Here is a 20,970-nt window from a genome sequence, read left to right on the forward strand (position 1 = left end):
ATCCTGGAAAACCTTAGTAAATTCCAGTTTATTCATGTAAAACACGCATATATCCCTCTGTACACATAATGTTTTAGATGGATTAAATATTTTATCTCCAACAATATACAACGCTTTCATAATGATACAAAAATAAAAGACACGAAGCCGTGTCTTTTATCCCACTTTAATCAAGAAGACTTGGATCTTCCATATCTTCAGCACCTGAATCTTCGCTAATTCCGTGATGCTCACGAATAAAGAAGGCAATTTCTTCTCTTAAATCCGTATTTTCTTTTAAGAACTGCTTCGAATTTTCACGACCTTGTCCTAAGCGTTCTTCATTATAAGAGTACCAAGCACCACTCTTTTGAACGATATCAAGTTCAGAAGCCATATCTAAGATTTCACCTTCTCTTGAAATACCTTCTCCGTACATAATATCAACTTCCGCAACACGGAATGGTGGTGCCACTTTATTTTTAACTACTTTTACTTTTGTTTTATTACCAACAATGTCGTTACCTTGTTTTAATTGCTCCGCACGACGTACTTCAAGACGAACAGTTGAATAGAATTTCAACGCACGACCACCTGGAGTTGTTTCTGGGTTTCCGAACATAACCCCAACTTTTTCACGAATTTGGTTAATAAAGATTGCGATTGTTTTTGATTTATTGATTGCACCTGAAAGTTTACGAAGTGCTTGAGACATTAGACGAGCTTGTAAACCTACGTGTGAGTCACCCATGTCTCCTTCAATCTCAGCTTTTGGGACAAGAGCTGCTACAGAGTCAATTACGATAATATCAACCGCACCACTTCGTACAAGTGCCTCTGCGATTTCTAAACCTTGCTCCCCTGTATCAGGTTGTGATAATAGTAATTCATCGATGTTAACACCTAATTTTTGTGCATATACAGGATCCATTGCATGCTCAGCATCGATGAATGCCGCTTGTCCACCTTGGCGCTGTACTTCTGCAATTGCATGTAATGAAACTGTTGTTTTACCTGAACTTTCAGGTCCGTAAATTTCGATAATACGGCCACGTGGGTATCCGCCTACTCCTAGTGCCACATCTAGTGCTAAAGAACCACTAGAAACCGTAGAAACTTTACGCTCTGCTTGTTCTCCTAATTTCATAATTGAACCTTTACCGAATTGCTTCTCTATTTGTTTTAACGCCATATCTAACGCTGCTTGACGATCACTCATTCAAAATTCCTCCTTAACTGAATTGCTAATCTTATTATACCTATTTTCAATTCAATTTGCCAACAAAAATCGAACATTTATTCGATTTTTTTATTTTTCATTAAATATAACCGCATTTAACCATTAAAAAAAGCTAAAAGAGACTTATATCTCTTCTAGCTTTTTATACAAATGATAAAATCCATATTTTGCTGAGCGTTCCCTAATTTGTTGACGACTTCCACTTAAATTTAGAGGAAAGACTACAGTTGGTTCATCTTTAATCGCCAATCCAACAAATACAGTTCCCGGCTCTTTATGTTCTGAAGCATCTGGTCCTGCTACCCCAGTGAAACTAATTCCGATATCCGCTTTTAATAATTCTTTAACATTTTCAGCAAGATAACGAGCACATTCTTTACTAACTGCACCGTCAGTAGACAACACTTCCTCAGGTACATGTAATACATGTTGCTTCACATCATTATGATAACAAATGACACCGCCTTTAAATACGGAAGATACACCAGCACTTTCTGTTACTTGATTACCGAAGAGACCACCTGTTAAACTTTCCGCACACGCTAAAGTTAATCCTTTTTTCTTCAATAACTCTATCGCCTTATAATGCAGAAACTCTTGGTCATACCCGTAGAAAAACTCTCCTACTCTTTCTAAAATCAAATCTTCCACATGCTGAATGAGTTTCTCTGCTTCATCAACATTTTGATGTTTAGCAGTTAAACGTAATGTCACTTCTCCATCATTGGCAAGCGGGGCAATTGTCGGATTCGTTTGTCCATCAATTAAATCTTGAACTTTCACCTCTAATTGAGATTCCCCAATTCCGAAGAAGCGAAGCACGCGAGAATAAATGTTTTCTCCTGTTGTAAAGTTACGTAAAAAAGGCTCTACATACCTTACATACATTGGCTTCATCTCTTTCGGTGGTCCTGGTAATAAAATATAAACTTTTCCGTTCTTATTTAACCCCATACCAGGTGCCATACCGTGATCATTTGCAAATACATTTGCCCCATTCAAAACGAGTGCCTGCTTTTTATTATTTTCAGTGAACTCACGACCTGTACGCTTAAAATAATCGCTTATTAATGCTAATGCATTTTCGTCATATACAAGCTCTTCCCCTAAGCTAGACGCAATTGTTTCCTTCGTCAAATCATCTTTTGTCGGGCCTAATCCACCTGTAAAAATAAGCATGTCCGCACGCTCTTCTGCAACTTCAATCGCCTGCTGTAATCGTTTGTTATTATCTCCAACTACAGTATGGTAGTACACATTAATGCCAATTGAAGCTAACTTTTCGGATAAAAACTGGGCGTTTGTATTTGCAATTTGTCCAAGTAATAATTCTGTTCCAACCGCAATAATTTCAGCATTCATCCCAATTCCCCCATAAACTTCTATTTTGAGTTTACAAAAGCAGCTCTATTTTTCCAGAAATAATCCCATCCTGAAATAACAGTAAAAATTAATGCAATCCATATAAAAATATCAGCAACTGGAATATGGATTAAATTTAAAGGCACATCGTGTAATAAATATGCCGCAATCGCGATGATTTGTGTCCACGTCTTAATTTTCCCTAGTTGATTTGCCGCAACTACTTCCCCTGTTCCAGCAAGTACAAGACGTAAACCAGTGACCGCAAACTCACGGCTTATAATGACAATAACGATCCAAGCAGGTACGTATTGCATCTCAACTAACGTGATAAGTGCCGCTGAAACAAGTAATTTATCAGCTAACGGGTCAAGGAACTTCCCTAAATTCGTTACAAGATTATACTTTCTTGCGTAATGTCCATCAATCCAATCTGTAGCCGAAGCAACAATAAAGATAAGCGCTCCTACTAAATGTTGAATTGGTAAATCAACATCACCAATTGTGTATGAACCCCAATCAAAGGGCGCTAACATAATTACCATAAAAATTGGAATTAAGCAGATTCTAGATATTGTAATTTTATTTGGTAAATTCACAGCTATTCCTCCATCATATCAAAAACATTTGTTCATTGAAAAAAGTCATCGAAGCGATGACTGTTATTGTGCAGGTTGCTCTATCCCTAGATTTTTAATCAAGAATTTTTGATGATAATTCTCTTCTGGATTCAACGGGAATGTAACGACTTGGCCATTTAATTTAAATTCAACATTCGGTGCACTTCCTATATTAAGGTTTACCACTTTCGCTGTTGATAAATCATATTTTTGAGTTTGACCTTCCTCTATTGTTCCACTAAAGATATCATTTCCTGCCTCATTTTTAATACCTACATAACTTGCGCCTTTTGTTGTAATTTCTAGTTCTAACGTTTTATTATTATGAATTTCCAAAGTGGATTCCTTACCAGTTGTCCCAATTACTTTGATTTCTTGTTGTCCCGTTTGTTGCGCTGGTTGTTCTTCTTTCTTTGGCTCTTCTTTTTTCGGTTCTTCTTTTTTCGGCTCTTCCGCTTTCACTTCATCTTTCTTCGTATCTAACGGAGAGTTTTCCGCTTTTTTAACTTCAATTTTCTCGCTTTGAGCATTCGGAACTTTCTCATCATCTTTTCCAGTCAACGCTTGGAAAACAAACCAAATTACTACTCCAATTGCAATAACTAACAGCGCAACTAAGATTTTTGGCATATGATCTGCAATTGGCCATGATGAAGACTTTTGCATTGTTTCTTGCGTTTTTTGTCCAGTTGATACTTGTGGAACGTCACGTTTTTCAGATTGCGGTATCGTACTCTGATATTCCACAAGCAGTTCTTCTCCATTTAATCCAACCGCATCTGCGTATTGTTTAATGAATGCACGCGCATAAAAAGCTCCTGGCAATACATCATAATTGCCTTCCTCAATCGCTACTAAATGGCGTTTTTGAATTTTTGTAATCTCATGCAGCTGATCAATAGACAAGCCTTTCGTTCCTCTTGCTTCTTTCAGCTTTTGTCCTAATTCTGTCACTACTAACACCTCAATATTTCTTTAAAAGTCAAACATAGAGAAATTATTTTGCGTACCTTGCTCAATTTCATCTACTAAATTATATTGAATCTCTTCATCATAATCGTTACGCAACTCGATAATATAATCAAAATCATCCAATGTGTATTCTGACTGACTCACAAATACGTCAGGATGCTCCACAACTTTCGTTGCAGGCAATCTCATAATTTCACGAACAAGCTGCCAATGCCTTTCGTTAGCACGCTTTGTTGACACGATTCCATCTAGGATGAAAATATTGTCGTCGCTATACTCATCTTCAATCAATTGACTACGAACAGTTTGCTTAATAAGAGTAGACGATACAAATAACCATCTTTTATTTGCACAAACACTTGCGGCAACAATGGATTCTGTTTTTCCAACACGAGGCATTCCTCGTATACCAATTAGCTTATGGCCTTCTTTTTTCATTATTTCAGCCATAAAGTCTACAAGTAACCCTAATTCATCACGCACAAACCGAAATGTCTTCTTATCATCTGCATCTCGTTGTATGTACCTACCATGTCTAACCGCTAGCTTATCTCTTAGCTTTGGCGGACGATATTTCGTTACCGTTATGTTATCCATCGTATTTAAAATTGATTCAAGTCTAGAGATTTGCTCTTGATTATCACACATAAGGAGTAATCCACGCCTTGCATTATCTACACCATTAATTGTGACAATATTAATGCCGAGCATACCGATTAACGAAGAAACGTCACCAAGCAAGCCAGGTCGGTTTTTATGTATTTCATATTCAAAATACCATTCAATCATCCAAGATCACTCCCCTTGCTTACTTTACACCTACGTACTATATTATATGATTTCACCTTAATAGGGAAGCTAAATGTATAATCTATCCCTTTCAATTATTATACAAAAAAAATAGAGAGGAGAATCTCCTCTCTATTTTTTACTTATGTTGTACAAACTTTACCATTAAGTTTGCGATTGTATGTTGCTCTTGTTCGTCAGCAACTTTCCAAAGCTCAGCTAATAGTTTCTCTTGATCGTTGCGTGCTTCTACTTCATTCGCTAAATAGTCACCAACACGAAATGCCATATCTGATACAGCACCACCATCAAGACCTTTTCCTTGCGCTTGCTCTAAACGTTCTCCTAAAAAGCTCTTCCATTGATCAAAATTATCTAAAACTGACATGTGTAAGCACCTCACTACTTAGTAATAGAATCATGCTTAATTTGTACAGTTTTTCATTTTTTATGTAAGAAATTTTTAACAATGCCAACCGCCGTTCACTCCGATAATTTGTCCCGTTATATAAGATGCACCTGGAGATACAAGAAACGACACTGTTTTTGCTACTTCTTCTGGCAATCCCAGCCTACCTAACGGAATCTCTTCTGCAATTTCATTCTTATCCTCTTCTGAAAATACGTTTAACATTTCCGTTTCAATTGCACCTGGCGCCACCGCGTTCACCCTTATTCCACTTAATGAAACTTCTTTTGCTAAAGCTTTCACATATGAATTTTGCGCACCTTTTACCATCGAGTAAAGCACTTCACATGATGCACCAATTTGTCCCCATATAGACGAAACAAGTACAATATTACCGCTTCTCCGCTGAATCATTGAAGGCAGTGCCATTGATAATAATTTATAGATACTCTTCACTTGAAGTTCTACCATATCATTTAATTCATCGTTCGTTACATCTGTTACGAGTCCAAATATACTCTTCCCAGCTGCATATACGATAACATCAAGAGGATGTTCAATTTGTTTCCACAATTGCTCTGCCCCATTAGTAGAAGCTAAATTCGCTTGAACAGGAATTACTTCATCCCATTCTTTCTGTAACTCATTCACTTTCTCTTCACTGTTATTATAATGAACATATACTGTATATCCATCTTGAATTAATTGTTTCGAAATAGCAGAGCCAATCCCTCCGCTTCCTCCAGTTACTAATGCATACTTTTTCATACAATTCCTCTCTTATCTCAAAAAATCTTTTCCCCACAAATAAATAATACCCTCATCTTACAATTTATCAATGATAAGATGAGGGTATTATTGTGAAACCTTTTATTTTTTCGGTAAAACTTGACAAACGCTCATTTTTTCTTCTGATAATAATAATTTTGCTACTTCTTGTAAATCTTGAACCGTTAAACTTTCTAATACAGTCAATGCATCAAACAAACTCGATTCATTAAACGCATATCGTGTAAATTGATTTGCAATATATTCTGGTGAATTCAAGGAGCGTAAAAAGCCACCTATTTTCTTTTTCTTTACTCGTTCTAATGCCGCCTCATCTAATTGATCATAATTTGTGTGTAATAAAATACCTTTCAAACGCTCTTCCAGTTCATCAGGTTGCTTCGTATCGCCGCCAACCATTGCAAAACCGAAGTTATTCTCTTCCGTATAATCATACGAGAACGAATCATCAATGAGTCCTTCATTATATAAAGATTCGTAATGAACAGAACTTTTCCCAAATAAATAATCTAAAAGTAACGTAAGCGCAATTTCTTGTTTTAAAAGGGCTTCCCCTTTTTCTTTTAAGTTTGTCGCTTTAATACCAACTAAACATTTCGGTGTTTGTACAGGCATTGAAATAATTTTCTTCTTTTCATTTACCTCATCTGGTTCTTCTTCGAATGAACGTATTATTTCCGGTTGATTTTTATAATCTTTTTTCGCTTGATTTTCACGTATCAAATCCATCGTTTTCTCTGGATCAATTGCCCCTACAACAAACATTAACATATTGCTTGGATGATAAAACGTTTCATAACATTCATATAGTAGGTCTTTCGTAATTTTACTAATAGACTCGATTGTACCCGCAATATCAATTTTAATCGGGTGCTTTACAAACAAGCTATCAATTAACCCAAAATATAAGCGCCAATCTGGATTATCTTGATACATTTGAATTTCTTGCCCAATGATACCCTTCTCTTTTTCAACTGTTTTTTCAGAAAAGTAAGGCTCTTGTACGAAATTTAACAATGTATTTAAATTTTGTTCTACATTTGATGTACATGAAAAAAGGTAAGCTGTTCTTGTGAATGATGTGAAAGCATTTGCCGATGCCCCTTGTTTACTAAACAATTGGAACGCATCGTGATCTTCTTTTTCAAATAATTTATGCTCAAGAAAATGAGCAATCCCATCCGGCACACGAATCATCTCTTCTTTACCTAGTGGTACGAATGTATTATCCACAGAACCATATTTTGTCGTAAACGTTGCAAATGTTTTATTAAATCCTTGCTTCGGTAAAATATATACATCTAATCCATTAGGAAGTTTTTCATAATAGAGTGTCTCTTTTAATTGCTCATAAACAATTTTCTCCATTTATTCTCCCTCCGTTCCTTGTAAAAAGTAAATTGTATCTAGTTCAATATTTTTAGCAACTTTCACAATCTCTTCTTTCGTCACACTTTCAATACCTGTAAGCCATTCTTCAACCGGACGCGTACGATCTGAAATAATACCATGATACAGCATTTCCACAAATCCGCGCGGTGTATCAATCGCTTCTAATATTTGATTTCGAATGACACTTTTCGTTTGATGCATCTCTTCTTCAGAAAAATCACCATTTTGCATTGCAAGCATTTGCTCTTTAATAATCTCAACCGCTTTTTCATAATTTTTCGCTTCGATTCCTGACATGACAAATAATAAACCTTTATGACTTTCAAAGCGAGATGCTGCGTAGTACGCTAAACTATTTTTTTCACGAACGTTAACGAATAACTTCGAATGAGAAAATCCTCCAAACAATCCATTGAACAATTGCAGCGCAAAATAATCTTCGTCTTTATACGTAATAAATGTACGATAACCGATGTGTAATTTACTTTGTTTTAATTCTTGTTTTTCCACAACTTCTTTTTCTTCATTATTTCTCTTATGAAGAAGTACATTTCTTTCCCTCACAGGACGTGCTGAAATAGAAAAATACTTACTTACAAGATCAACTGCGTTTTCTGAAATATCACCAATAATGTATAGGTCCATTTCATCTTCCGCTAACACTTTTTGATAATATTGATACAAACTTTCATTTGTAATAGAAGAAACACTCTCTTTTTTCCCATTTGCGCTTAAACGATATGGTTCTACTTTGCACATTTCTTCAATTAAACGCTCGTTTGCATAACGCATTTTATCATCATACGTCGCTTCAATTCGTTGTAAGAGCGCTCTCTTTTCACTTTCTACAATAGAAGGCAGAAAACCATTCCCCTCTTTCGCTGGATGTAAAACGATATCCGATAACATAGAAAGCGCTTTTTCAAATAACGGTGGTGCATCATGTAAATATACTTCATTTGCAATGTCTACATAGATAGAGATGATATGGTCTTCTCCTTTTTTACTTACATCTACTGCCAAAGAAGATCCATATAATTCTTCTAAATATTGACGAAGACGAATTACAGAAGGAAGCTTTTCTGTCGCACTTTGCAATACGTATGGCAATAGGGCTCGCTCTGTCACCGTCTCCTCATTTAAAGGTGCTTTCAAACGAAATACAAATGTATTTGTTTTATATTTATCAGTTGGAATAATATGTACTCGTAAACCACCTAACTCATGTAACTGTTGTTCCATCAGTTTCATTTATAGCCCTCCTTTACGTATATAGGAATATTCCTCTTCAATATACAGTTTTTAGAAATAAAAAATCAACTTTTCTTCCTCACTATACTTACATTAAGCTCTTTCTAAAAACTGTAATATGTAAGGAACATAGTAAAATTCCGTATTAAATATAGTCTATGTAAAAAAGCCCGCACTAATGTGCGAGCTTTTTTTATACTTATCGTTTTCCTTTTTCATAAGGAGTTCCTAATGCTTTCGGAGCTTCAGAACGACCTACAAAACCAACAAGCGCTAATATTGTGAATACATACGGCAATATCGTTAAGAATACACTTGGAATTTCTTTTAGTACTGGAATTGTACCGCCTGTTATTCCTAATGATTGAGCAAATCCGAAGAACAGAGCCGCTCCAAGAGCACCGAGTGGATTCCATTTACCGAAAATCATTGCTGCTAACGCTAAGAAACCTTGTCCAGTAATTGTAGCACCTGAGAAGTTACCAGAAATCGACATAGCGAAGACCGCTCCACCAACCCCTGCAAACATTCCAGATATAGCAACTGCAATATAACGCATTTTATATACGTTAATCCCCATCGTATCCGCCGCCATTGGATGCTCACCAACCGCACGAAGACGAAGACCGAACGGCGTTTTATAAATGATATACCAAACGACAAACGCTAAAATAATAGCAATATATGATGTTAACGGTACATTAGAGAAAAAGATTTTTCCGATTACCGGAATATCCGAAAGACCCGGAACATCGATTTTTTCAATGCGGTATTGAATGAAATCAGTTTGTCCTTTGCCAAAGATTTTCTTAATCGCAAATACTGTTAAACCAAGTGCTAAGAAGTTAATCGCTACCCCACTCACTACTTGATCTGCACGGAATGTAATGGATGCTACTGCGTGAAGAAGTGCAAACAATCCACTACCAATTGCTGCAAATAATAATGCAATCCAAGGAGTCATCGATCCCCACGTATCACCCATTAATAACGTTGTAACAATACCAATAAATGCACCAAATAACATTAAACCTTCTAACGCTATATTTACAACTCCAGAACGTTCACTGAACACTCCACCTAACGCCGTAAAAATAAGTGGCGCTGCCGTATATAACGTACCCGTCACAAGAATGGCTAAAATATCTAAAAAGCTCATTTATTTCCCCTCCTTGCTCATGCGTGTAAGTGCCCAGCGTAAAACATAACTGCACGCTACAAAGAAAATAATACATGCAATAATAACGTTAATTAACTCCGAAGGTACATCTGCTTCGAAATTCATTTGTGGTGCTGCACTTTTCAAACCACCAAACAGTAAAGCTGCTAATAGTATACCAAATGGATTATTTCCGCCTAAAAGTGCTACCGCAATCCCATCAAATCCAATACCAGTAAACGAAGACATTGCTGTCATACTTTGGAATGTCCCTAATCCTTCCATAGCTCCACCAATTCCTGCAAAAGCACCAGCAATTGTCATTGATAATACAACATTACGCGATACTTTCATTCCTGCGTATTGAGAGGCATTTTGGTTAAAACCAACCGATTTTAATTCATACCCTAACGTTGTTCTATCTAATAAGAACCACATTACAATCGCAATGATAATAGCCACAACAATTCCCCAGTGTAAACGAGATCCATCTGTCAATGAAGATAACCAATCAGAAGCTAACGAAGCACTTGCTTGTACGTCATAAGATTTTTCATTACCTTCGTGGATAAAACGTTTAATAAGATCATAGGTAACATAAAGTGCAATGTAGTTCATCATAATTGTAACAATTACTTCATTTACTTTAAGTTTCCCTTTTAAATATCCAGGTATAAAACCCCATAAACCGCCGACAATTGCTGCCACTAAAATAGATAACGGAATATGCAAAATTGCTGGTAACGACACTGCATATCCAAACCAAACAGCAGCAAGCCACCCAACTAATAATTGTCCTTCCACTCCAATATTGAAAAGACCTGTACGAAATGCAAATGCTACTGAAAGACCAGCTAATACAAGTGGAATCATTGTACGCAACGTCTCACCGATAGCTTGTGGATTGCCAACCATCCCTTCCCAAAGCGCGGCATATCCAACAATTGGATCATATCCACTAACTAACATTACAATGGCACCAACAAGTAAACCGAAAACTACGGATAACACAGGTACTAAAATATTAATTGTTCGTTCTGTTAAAAATTTTTTAGCCATTTGTGTTCACCTTCTCTTTCCCTGTCCCGCCGGCCATTAATAATCCAAGCTGTTGTTCATTTGTTTCTTTCGCATCGACAATCGCTACAATTTTCCCTTCATATATAACAGCCACTCGATCACTTACATTTAAAATTTCATCCAGCTCTAAAGATAAAAGTAATACTGCCTTACCATTATCTCTCTGCTCAATTAATTTTTTATGAATAAATTCAATCGCACCTACATCTAAACCACGTGTTGGCTGTGCTGCAATTAATAAATCTGGATTACGATCTACCTCACGTGCAATAATTGCCTTTTGTTGGTTTCCACCAGATAGAGCGCGAGCTAACGTTTGTTCACTAGGTGTACGTACATCAAACTGTTCAATAAGTGCTTTCGCTTTTTCTGTAATTTTACTAAAATTTAAAATCCCTTTCTTTGAAAATGGATTTTTATAGTATGTTTGTAAAACAATATTGTCCCGAGCAGAAAAATCGAGAACAAGTCCGTGTTTATGACGGTCTTCAGGAATATGACCAATCCCCTCTTCTGTTATTCTTCGAACAGGCCAATTCGTTATTTCTTTTCCTTTAATTGCAATAGAACCTGACTCAACTTTTCGTAAACCAGTAATCGCCTCTATTAATTCACTTTGACCATTTCCATCAATCCCTGCAATCCCAACGATTTCTCCTGCACGAACAGTTAAGTCAAGGCCTTTTACAGCAGGTAACTTGCGCGTATCATGAACAATTAGGTTTGCAATAGATAGTACTTCTTCCATTGGTTTAGCTTCTATTTTTTCTGTTTTAAAATTCACTTGACGTCCGACCATTAACTCTGCAAGTTTATGCTCATCCGTTTCCGCTACATCAACAGTACCAATCCCCTTACCTTTACGAATAATTGTACAACGATCGCAAACTTCCATAATTTCTTTCAACTTATGTGTAATAAGGATAATAGATTTCCCCTCTTGCACAAGCTTTTTCATAATTTGAATCAACTCATGAATTTCTTGAGGAGTTAACACCGCGGTTGGCTCATCAAATATTAAAATCTCAGCACCACGATAAAGAGTCTTTAATATTTCAACCCTTTGCTGCATCCCAACAGAAATATCTTCAATTTTCGCATGTGGATCAACAGCCAAACCATACTGTTCAGATAATTGCTTAATTTCTTTTGCCGCTTCTTCAACAGCAATTTTCCCGTTTTTCTTCGGCTCATTTCCAAGAATAATATTCTCTGTAACTGTAAAATTATGAACAAGCATAAAATGCTGATGGACCATCCCAATACCAAGGTCATTTGCTATATTCGGATTTGTAATTTTTACAGGTTTTCCTTTAATTTTAATTTCACCTTGTTCTGGTTGGTACAAACCAAATAGTACATTCATCAATGTGGATTTCCCTGCACCATTTTCTCCAAGTAAAGCATGTATTTCTCCCTGTTTTACTTGCAGCGTAATATCATCATTCGCTACAATGCCTGGGAATACTTTTGTAATATTGTTCATCTCAATTACGTATTCCATTTTGTTCCTCCTTTTAGCAGGGAACACTCCCTAATTACACTCTATTAAAAGTATTTATATATATGCAAAGGTTAGTTCTACGAACTAACCTTTGCTATTTCTCTATTATTATTTCTTTAGAGAAGCTTCATATGTTTTATATTCTTCGTCAGTTGCAGGGACTTTAATTTCACCGTCAGTGATTTTCTTCTCAAACTCTTCTACTTTTGTTAAGATTTCTGGATTTACTTTTTTCACATTGTCAGTAGTTTTCGCAATACCAACACCGTCATCTTTTAATCCGAATTCTTCTACTTTACCGCCTTTTAATTTACCATCTTTCGCTTCTTGTGCTACTTTTGCTACTGCAATATCAACACGTTTTACCATTGATGTTAAAGTTACGTTTTCAGGCATACCTTCTTGATTTTGGTCACGGTCAACACCGATTACCCAAACGTTTTCACCTTTTTTCTTACGGTTTTTCGCTTCTGTGAATACACCGTTACCAGTTGCACCTGAAGCATGGTAAATTACGTCAACTCCACCACCGTACATTGCTGAAGCTAATACAGAGCCTTTTTCTGGTTTATCAAACGCATCAGCATATTGTGATACGATTTCGATATTTGGATTTACTGCTTTTGCACCAGCTTTAAAGCCTGATTCAAATTTTGTAATTAATGGGCTTTTTACACCACCAACAAACCCAACTTTATTTGATTTTGTCGTCATCGCTGCTACAGCACCAACTAGGAATGAACCTTCATGGTCTTTAAATGTAATACTTGTTACGTTCGGCTTCTCTACAACTGTATCTACAATCGCAAATTGCTCTTTTGGATATTGTTCAGCTACCTTTGCAATTGATTTTTCCATTAAGTAACCAATACCAAATGTTGTGTTATAATGATCTTTCGCAAATTTCGTTAAATTCGGGATATAATCCGCATCTTTACTAGATTGAAGATAACGATATCCTTCATTTTTCTTTAAGTCATTGTCTTTACCGAACTTCGTTAAACCTTCCCAAGCTGATTGGTTAAATGATTTGTCATCAACGCCCCCAACATCTGTAACCATACCAACCTTAAACTCTTTTTTGTCGCTACTCGCTTTATCCGAGTTACCACATGCACCTAACACCGCACTTGCTGCTAATGTTAATGATAATAAAAGACCTGTTTTTTTCTTCATACTAGAAACCCCTCCTGAAATGATTTGTCTATTTTTTTATACGCCGCTGTCCCTAACTTCTTGCTGTCACCTCCCTAAAAAGGAACTCACCTACATACGTTTTCTTAATACGTGGAAGCTAAACTTATCAGCTCTAAAGTAATTGATAGAATATAAGATTGGCTCATCATTTTGATCATAGTGCATTTGTTTTAACACTAGCAGTGCCGTTTCCGGTTCACATTCCAAAATCGGTGAGATTTTCGGATGATAGCCAATCGGCTCAATGTGAGCAACTGCGTATGTGATACGTTTGTGCGTATTGTTATGTATCACTGTAAGCAATGATTCTTCGTTGTATCCCGATAAATCTGGCAATATCTCTTTTGCAAGTTTATCGATACAATATACAACAGGTTCCCCATCTGCTGTACGCACACGCTCAATCATCACTGCATTAAAACCATCTTCACTATTAAACTTCTCTTTTTCTTCTTCTGTTAAACTTGTTGTAGATGATGATAAAAAGATAGTTCCTGGTGTTTTCCCCACACTAGAAATCATATCTGTAATACTAGAAAGTTGTTCAATCCCAGAAGAAAATAACGGCTTTGCATTTACAAATGTTCCTACACCATGTCTGCGAATGACAACATTTTCTTCTTCTAAAATACGCAGCGCTTCCCTTAAAGTCGCTCTACTTACGCCAAGTTCTTTCGCTAAATCAAACTCTGATGGTAACTTTTGTCTTTCTTTGTAAGCCCCATCTTTAATTTTTTCTTTGATGTGATCAATCACCCGTAAATATAGGTGACGACTATCGGATTTTACTGACATAAGACTCCCCCGCATTTCAATTATTCGACCTCTGATGTAAGACTTCTTTTCTCTTTTTTCAACTTACAACATAATAAAAATTGCTAAATACTAAAAACAGGCATAATTGTCGAATAAATATTAATAATTTTTTAAGATGAAATTTTCACTCTTTACTGCATAAAAAAAACTTTGCACCACAAACATTCCTCATAGCGAGAAAAAGTTCGGCACAAAGATCTCTTACATCCTTTGTTACACACTTTTCCCCTCATAGTCTAGCAATTCATGGTTGCCAGGTAGAAACTTATGGACCTTATCTCCAAGATTATATGAGGCAGTGATTCTTTTCGAAGTAATCTTACCACTTGCTCCCATACGTGTCAATAAAATTTAACAATTTTCTACATTAAATATCGAACGTTCACAAAAAACCACACCAAAGTATTCGTATTCTAAAGAATCGCCTTAAATGTAAGCCCTTTCTTTATTGCTGAATATAGTATATAACAAAACCAGCATATAAAAAAGCCTAATTGTAAAAACAATTAGGCTTTTTTTATGAACTTTTTTCTTGTACATCATTAATGAGCACTTCACGTGGTTTACTACCTTCATACGGACCTACTACACCATTCATTTCCATTGCATCAATTAAACGGGCAGCACGTGTATAACCAACTCTAAACCTACGTTGTAACATAGAAACCGATGCTGTTTGCATTTCCACTACGAGCTGAACTGCTTCATCATATAATTCATCTTCTACTTCCTGCTTCGTATCAGGAACATCTTGCGGAATCATATCTTCTTGATATTGCGCTTTTTGTTGACCAATAACATATTCTACAACTCTCTCAACTTCATCATCTGATAAAAACGCACCTTGTACACGTACAGGCTTCGATGCACCAATTGGTATAAATAGCATATCTCCACGACCTAGCAGTTTCTCTGCACCACCGCCGTCAAGAATTGTACGAGAATCTGTTTGAGAAGATACAGCGAATGCAATACGTGATGGAATATTTGCTTTAATAACTCCCGTAATGACATCAACTGACGGACGCTGCGTTGCAATAATTAAATGAATACCGGCAGCACGAGCCATTTGCGCTAGACGCATAATCGCATCCTCTACATCCGATGAAGCAACCATCATTAAATCTGCTAACTCGTCCACAATTACGACAATATAAGGTAATTCGGGTTGTTTCGCTTCTGATTGATTATTATGCTCTTTTATATAGTCATTATATCCTTCAATATTTCGCGTGCCACTATGAGCAAATAATTCATAACGGCGCTCCATTTCACTCACAACTTTTTTCAATGCTTGCGATGCCTTTTTCGGATCCGTTACAACTGGTGTTAACAAATGAGGCACACCGTTATATACATTTAACTCTACCATTTTCGGATCAATCATCATTAATTTTACTTCATGTGGTTTTGCACGCATTAAAATACTAACAATAATACCGTTAATACATACACTTTTCCCGCTACCTGTCGCACCTGCCACTAGCAAATGGGGCATTTTATTTAAACGGGCTAATACAGCTTCACCTGTAATATCTCGTCCAAGACCTATTAACAACTTCTCTTCCGGATGATTGTTAGCTTTAGAATCAAGAACTTCTCTAAGCGTTACCATAGAGACTTCTGAGTTCGGAACTTCAATTCCTACAGCTGATTTCCCGGGAATAGGCGCTTCAATACGAATGTCTTTCGCCGCTAACGCAAGTGCTAAATCATCACTTAAACCGACGATTTTGCTTACCTTTACTCCCATATCAGGATACACTTCATATTTTGTAACTGCAGGACCTCTATGTACTTTTGTTACTTTCGCTTTCACTCCAAAACTTTGGAAAGTACGTTCTAATTTACGAGCATTCTCATAAATTTCCGCATTTTCATTTGTAACTTGCTTATTCTTTGGAAATTTCAATATATCAAGCGCAGGAAGCTTGTAATCTTTATTTTCTACATTTGAAAATTGCATAGGAGGTGCTTGTGTTTCCCCCTCTAGCGATTCAACGATTTTTTCTCCACGCTTTTTCTTCGGCTCTTCAACTGGTGGAGCCTCTTCAATAAACGGTGAAGTGATTAACTCTTCTTCCTCTACTTCAATTCGTTTATCCTCTTCTTCATTTACAGGATAATTCTCAGTGAAATTCGAAATAATCGGAGGATCAATTGAGATTTCTTCCATCGGCTCAATAATTTCTTCATGTTCTGCAGCGCGTTTGCTCCTTGTGCTTCTTGTTGTTTTTTTCTTTTCTGTTTGTTCAGCCGTTCTTTTGGCTCTCCAATCTTTATAGTCCCCTTGCATCACTTGAAATTGACTTCTAAGAATTCTGCCAACTGGAGCTAACACTTCTCCAATATGCTTATTTGTTATACAAAGTATACCGAGAATAACTAAAATAATACCAATAATATAAGCTCCTACTTCGTCAAATAAGAAGTAACAAGTCGCGAACATAAGTGCACCAAACATGCCACCACCTAAATGAACGCTATCTGGCCCTTTTTTCATTTCAAGAAAGAAATTATCTTTCGTACTTACAATAACAGAAGTATTTTGCACTGCTCCATCTTTCGTAAGAAGGTTAAATAATGTAATATGACTAAACATTAATATCGCCAATACTATTAAATAAAAACCGATTAACCGTTTATTTAAAAGGTTCGGCCATCCACGTTTTATAACGAATGAAACGGATAAAGCTATTACACCTAACACACCAATTATGTACCACTCACCAAAGAAGAAGCGAAAAAATAACACAAACGATTTTCCTACAACGCCTAGCTGTAAAATCGTAATGATTGAAAGTGCAAAAAGAGTTAAACCGACGATTTCATAATACAAAGTTGGCTTTATCGTACGTCTTGTCTTTGCCTTCGTCCCTCTTTGCTTTTGTTTTGCCATTTCTTCACCTCGTGATCTACATATAAGTAAAACTTCCTAAAAAACTCTGCTTATATGTTTGTTTTCTCTATTTTTTCAGGTCTTTATATCTTCTATTTTTACACTTCTTGTAAAATGTTAAATAAACAGAAGAAAGCAGCCCTCTCATGGCTGCTCAACCGTCTTGTTTTTTATATTATACCATAGCTTCTAAACAAAATCCTTCTTTTTGCTAAAAGGTTATTTTCTGTCCCGGCTCAAACTCTAAGTAGTGAAGCGGATCCGTACTTAACACGCGTACAATAGAATAATACCCATGTTCTTCTTCTGAAACCATTAATTCAACACCATTTATATTTACGACTTTTTGACTTTCACATTGCGAATAATCGGCTGGATACACGAGTTGCTCTGGCATAATTGTATATAAAATCATTGTAACATTGTCCCTTCTGCATGATCATCCGCGCGACCATCTATTAATTCGTTTAATTTTCGAATCGCATTTCCGATACCACCGACATCATCTATAAGACCATACTTCACTGCATCTCCACCAATTACATTCGTACCAATATCTCGCGTCAAATTCCCTTTCGCAAACATAAGCTCTTTAAAACGATCTTCCGTTACTTTCGAATGCTTCGTCACAAAGCGAATGACTCTTTCTTGCATTTTATCTAAATACTCAAATGTTTGTGGCACACCTATAACAAGACCTGTTAGACGAATCGGATGAATTGTCATCGTCGCAGTTTCTGCAATAAATGAATAGTCTGTAGAAACGGCAATCGGTACACCGATAGAATGCCCTCCGCCTAAAACTAAAGATACTGTCGGTTTTGAAAGTGAAGCGACCATCTCAGAAATTGCTAGCCCAGCTTCAACGTCACCTCCAACTGTATTTAACACTAAAAGCAAGCCTTCAATTTTCGGATTTTGTTCAATCGCAACAATTTGCGGAATAATATGCTCATATTTCGTTGTTTTATTTTGCGGTGGCAACTGAACATGACCTTCCACCTGTCCAACAATTGTTAAACAATGAATACGTGATTCATTCATTTGCGGTACATTCGTTTGTCCAAGCTGCTGAATTTTTTCCACTATTGAAGCTTCTTTTCCGGTTTCTTTCGGCTCAGCCTCTTTCTCTTCATTTGTATAACGATCACGTTCTGTCATATCGCATCCCCTTTCACTCGTATATAGCTAGTATTTCTTAAGTTATAAATTTCATTCGATAGAGTGAAAAAGAAAAAAGATCACCCGTAAAGGTGATCTTTTTTATACTTCCATAATAATCGGTAAAATCATAGGTTTTCTCTTCGTCTCTTCGTACAAGAACTGTCCTAATAATTCACGAATATTTTGTTTTAACATAGACCATTCAATTGAATATTCTTTAATTGATTGCTCAACAATCATACGTACAATCTCTGTAGAACGGTCAATTAACGCTTCTGATTCACGTACATATACAAATCCACGTGAAATGATTTCTGGACCAGAGATAATTTTCTTTTCATCTTTACCCAGTGTTACAACAACTACTAATATTCCATCTTGAGATAACATTTTTCTATCTCGAAGAACGATATTACCAACATCACCTACACCTAATCCATCAATTAACACATTGCCAGCTTGCACTTTGCCAACTAAGTTCGCTTCATCGTCACCAAAACCAATTACATCGCCTTTTTCTACAATAAAGATATTTTCTCTTGCAATACCTACATCTTCAGCTAAGTATGCATGTGCTTTTTGCATACGGAACTCACCATGTACGGGTACAAAATATTTCGGTTTCATTAAATTTAACATTAATTTTAATTCTTCTTGGCTACCGTGACCTGAAACGTGAACTTTTCTTTCACCGTAATAAACAACTTCAGCTCCCGCTCTAAATAACAAATCAATAATTTTCGATACAGATATTTCATTACCTGGAATTGGAGATGCCGCGATAATAACCGTATCACCTTTACGAATTGAAATTTGTTTATGAGCTTGCTTTGCCATTCTAGAAAGGGCTGCCATCGGTTCACCTTGGCTACCTGTCGTTAAAATAGCTACCTTTTTCTCTGGGAAATTGTCTACTTCTTGTAGTGAAATAACCATACCTTCAGGAACATCTAAATAACCGAGACGTCTTGCGATATCTACCACTTTCACCATACTACGTCCTACAACCGCTACTTTTCGTCCTGTTTCAGCAGCTGCATCAAATACTTGTTGAATACGATGTACATTCGATGCAAATGAAGCAACGATAATACGTCCTTCTGCACCGTAGAACACTTTAGAAATTTCTACACCAACTTCTTTTTCAGAACCCGTATAGCCTGGACGCTCAGCATTTGTACTATCAGATAATAAGCATAGAACGCCTTCATTTCCGATTTGAGCCATTTTCCCAAGGTCTGCTCCACTATTTCCAATTGGAGTTTGATCGAATTTAAAGTCTCCCGTATATACGATTGCACCTTTTGATGTATGGAAACAAACACCAACAGAATCTGGAATACTATGTGTTGTTCCAAAGAACGACACCGTTGTAGTATTAAATTCTACTGTTGAATTTGAATCGATTGTTTTTAAATCTACACGGCCTAACATACCCGCTTCGCCAAGTTTTTCTTGTATAAGTCCTACCGTTAATTTCGTTGCATACACTGGAATTGATAATTTACGAAGTACGTAAACAATGCCACCAATATGATCTTCATGACCGTGAGTAATAAATAAACCTTTTACTCGCTCTTGGTTTTCTACTAAATATGTAATATCAGGAATAACGATATCAATTCCAAACATTTCATCTCCCGGGAACATTAACCCTGCATCTACAATAAAGATTTCAGAATCAATTTCAACACAGTACATGTTTTTCCCGATTTCACCTACTCCACCAAGAGCAAATACTTTAACAGACTCATTCTCTTTTCTCTTCATGTTGTTGCCTGGTTTAAAAATCTTTCAAACACTGATTTCACTAAAATTGCAGAGACACCAGGGGAAACTCTACAACCACCATATATTCACCGTCCAAGACGAATGTCCTTACCGTTATGCGATATCATGTCCTTGTTTATTTTTTAAACCAGGTTTCACCTCTCTTTCATTATATAAATCAAATATCTTATTCGATATGATATGAAAATGTAATCAAATTATAATTTTTACCAATTTTGCTAAGCATACCCGTACTAAGCTACTTAGCCATATTATACCTGATACAAGAAATAGAACACAAGTTAAATCGTGCGAAAGAAAAAGGAAAAGAACGCATTCCCAACAAACTTATCGAACTGATGTCCTTTATATTTACTCCGATTTCGTACCCCATATCGTTTTGAAGAAATAGCTATAAATACTCTAAATTCATTTCATAATATAGATTTTCAAGACTTATTTTTCTAGAATTGAACAAAAAACTTATAAAATGAAGTTTTTTTATGAATTACGTCATATTTGAAGCAATTTATCCGAAAAATAGAATTGGTATTTTAATACGTTTATACAAGTGTTCA

Annotated in this window: 18 protein-coding genes and 1 riboswitch; all 18 genes read right to left on the bottom strand. The window is 36.2% G+C overall.

Annotated features, from left to right (window positions below):
* Positions 1 to 166 precede the first annotated feature (166 nt).
* The 18 genes from recA to ACTFRN_RS01635 all read right to left on the bottom strand — a co-directional run bounded on the left by recA (position 167) and on the right by ACTFRN_RS01635 (position 20,392).
* Positions 167 to 1,198 (bottom strand): recombinase RecA, encoded by a 1,032-nt coding sequence (gene recA, locus ACTFRN_RS01550; protein ID WP_001283850.1) that lies wholly within the window; start codon positions 1,196 to 1,198, stop codon positions 167 to 169.
* Between the two features lie 144 nt (positions 1,199 to 1,342).
* A complete protein-coding gene (gene cinA, locus ACTFRN_RS01555; protein WP_074567377.1) occupies positions 1,343 to 2,581 on the bottom strand; it encodes a competence/damage-inducible protein CinA in 1,239 nt (412 codons plus the stop codon).
* A 20-nt stretch (positions 2,582 to 2,601) separates the two neighbouring features.
* On the bottom strand, positions 2,602 to 3,180 hold the full coding sequence (gene pgsA, locus ACTFRN_RS01560) for a CDP-diacylglycerol--glycerol-3-phosphate 3-phosphatidyltransferase (RefSeq protein WP_001052965.1): 579 nt from the start codon (positions 3,178 to 3,180) through the stop codon (positions 2,602 to 2,604).
* A gap of 63 nt (positions 3,181 to 3,243) precedes the next feature.
* Entirely contained in the window at positions 3,244 to 4,155 is a 912-nt protein-coding gene (locus ACTFRN_RS01565) for a helix-turn-helix domain-containing protein (RefSeq protein WP_000137481.1), read from the bottom strand.
* A 21-nt stretch (positions 4,156 to 4,176) separates the two neighbouring features.
* Entirely contained in the window at positions 4,177 to 4,962 is a 786-nt protein-coding gene (locus ACTFRN_RS01570; RefSeq protein WP_000574107.1) for a DUF3388 domain-containing protein, read from the bottom strand.
* Between the two features lie 139 nt (positions 4,963 to 5,101).
* Complete coding sequence (locus tag ACTFRN_RS01575; RefSeq protein ID WP_000114454.1) at positions 5,102 to 5,350, bottom strand: DUF3243 domain-containing protein; 249 nt, start codon at positions 5,348 to 5,350, stop codon at positions 5,102 to 5,104.
* Between the two features lie 75 nt (positions 5,351 to 5,425).
* Positions 5,426 to 6,139 carry an elongation factor P 5-aminopentanone reductase gene (gene ymfI / locus ACTFRN_RS01580; RefSeq protein WP_000759612.1) on the bottom strand — a complete coding sequence of 238 codons (714 nt, stop codon included), beginning with the start codon at positions 6,137 to 6,139 and terminating at the stop codon, positions 5,426 to 5,428.
* Between the two features lie 102 nt (positions 6,140 to 6,241).
* Positions 6,242 to 7,528: an EF-P 5-aminopentanol modification-associated protein YfmH gene (yfmH, locus tag ACTFRN_RS01585; protein ID WP_000411944.1), complete on the bottom strand. Its 1,287-nt coding sequence runs from the start codon at positions 7,526 to 7,528 to the stop codon at positions 6,242 to 6,244.
* Positions 7,529 to 8,803 (bottom strand): EF-P 5-aminopentanol modification-associated protein YfmF, encoded by a 1,275-nt coding sequence (yfmF, locus tag ACTFRN_RS01590; RefSeq protein WP_049113038.1) that lies wholly within the window; start codon positions 8,801 to 8,803, stop codon positions 7,529 to 7,531.
* A gap of 199 nt (positions 8,804 to 9,002) precedes the next feature.
* Positions 9,003 to 9,962 carry an ABC transporter permease gene (locus tag ACTFRN_RS01595; RefSeq protein WP_000008842.1) on the bottom strand — a complete coding sequence of 320 codons (960 nt, stop codon included), beginning with the start codon at positions 9,960 to 9,962 and terminating at the stop codon, positions 9,003 to 9,005.
* Positions 9,963 to 11,021: an ABC transporter permease gene (locus ACTFRN_RS01600; RefSeq protein ID WP_001074499.1), complete on the bottom strand. Its 1,059-nt coding sequence runs from the start codon at positions 11,019 to 11,021 to the stop codon at positions 9,963 to 9,965.
* Positions 11,014 to 12,546 carry an ABC transporter ATP-binding protein gene (locus ACTFRN_RS01605; RefSeq protein WP_088106441.1) on the bottom strand — a complete coding sequence of 511 codons (1,533 nt, stop codon included), beginning with the start codon at positions 12,544 to 12,546 and terminating at the stop codon, positions 11,014 to 11,016. The genes ACTFRN_RS01600 and ACTFRN_RS01605 overlap by 8 nt, the downstream gene beginning before the upstream one ends.
* A 108-nt stretch (positions 12,547 to 12,654) precedes the next feature.
* On the bottom strand, positions 12,655 to 13,722 hold the full coding sequence (locus tag ACTFRN_RS01610) for a BMP family lipoprotein (RefSeq protein WP_000730592.1): 1,068 nt from the start codon (positions 13,720 to 13,722) through the stop codon (positions 12,655 to 12,657).
* Positions 13,723 to 13,812: 90 nt separating this feature from the next.
* Positions 13,813 to 14,538 carry a GntR family transcriptional regulator gene (locus tag ACTFRN_RS01615; protein WP_000114176.1) on the bottom strand — a complete coding sequence of 242 codons (726 nt, stop codon included), beginning with the start codon at positions 14,536 to 14,538 and terminating at the stop codon, positions 13,813 to 13,815.
* A gap of 233 nt (positions 14,539 to 14,771) precedes the next feature.
* Positions 14,772 to 14,873, bottom strand: a riboswitch (purine riboswitch).
* A 203-nt stretch (positions 14,874 to 15,076) separates the two neighbouring features.
* Entirely contained in the window at positions 15,077 to 17,458 is a 2,382-nt protein-coding gene (locus tag ACTFRN_RS01620; protein WP_001118800.1) for a DNA translocase FtsK, read from the bottom strand.
* A gap of 211 nt (positions 17,459 to 17,669) precedes the next feature.
* Complete coding sequence (locus ACTFRN_RS01625; RefSeq protein WP_000605027.1) at positions 17,670 to 17,873, bottom strand: YlzJ-like family protein; 204 nt, start codon at positions 17,871 to 17,873, stop codon at positions 17,670 to 17,672.
* A complete protein-coding gene (gene tepA, locus ACTFRN_RS01630) occupies positions 17,870 to 18,619 on the bottom strand; it encodes a translocation-enhancing protein TepA (protein ID WP_000139814.1) in 750 nt (249 codons plus the stop codon). The genes ACTFRN_RS01625 and tepA overlap by 4 nt, the downstream gene beginning before the upstream one ends.
* 102 nt (positions 18,620 to 18,721) lie before the next feature.
* Positions 18,722 to 20,392, bottom strand: a complete 1,671-nt coding sequence (locus ACTFRN_RS01635; RefSeq protein ID WP_000823085.1) for a ribonuclease J — start codon at positions 20,390 to 20,392, stop codon at positions 18,722 to 18,724.
* Positions 20,393 to 20,970 lie beyond the last annotated feature (578 nt).

Origin of the sequence: Bacillus cereus group sp. MYBK245-2 (assembly GCF_051916145.1) — a bacterium.
GTDB classification, from domain to species: Bacteria; Bacillota; Bacilli; order Bacillales; family Bacillaceae_G; genus Bacillus_A; species Bacillus_A pacificus.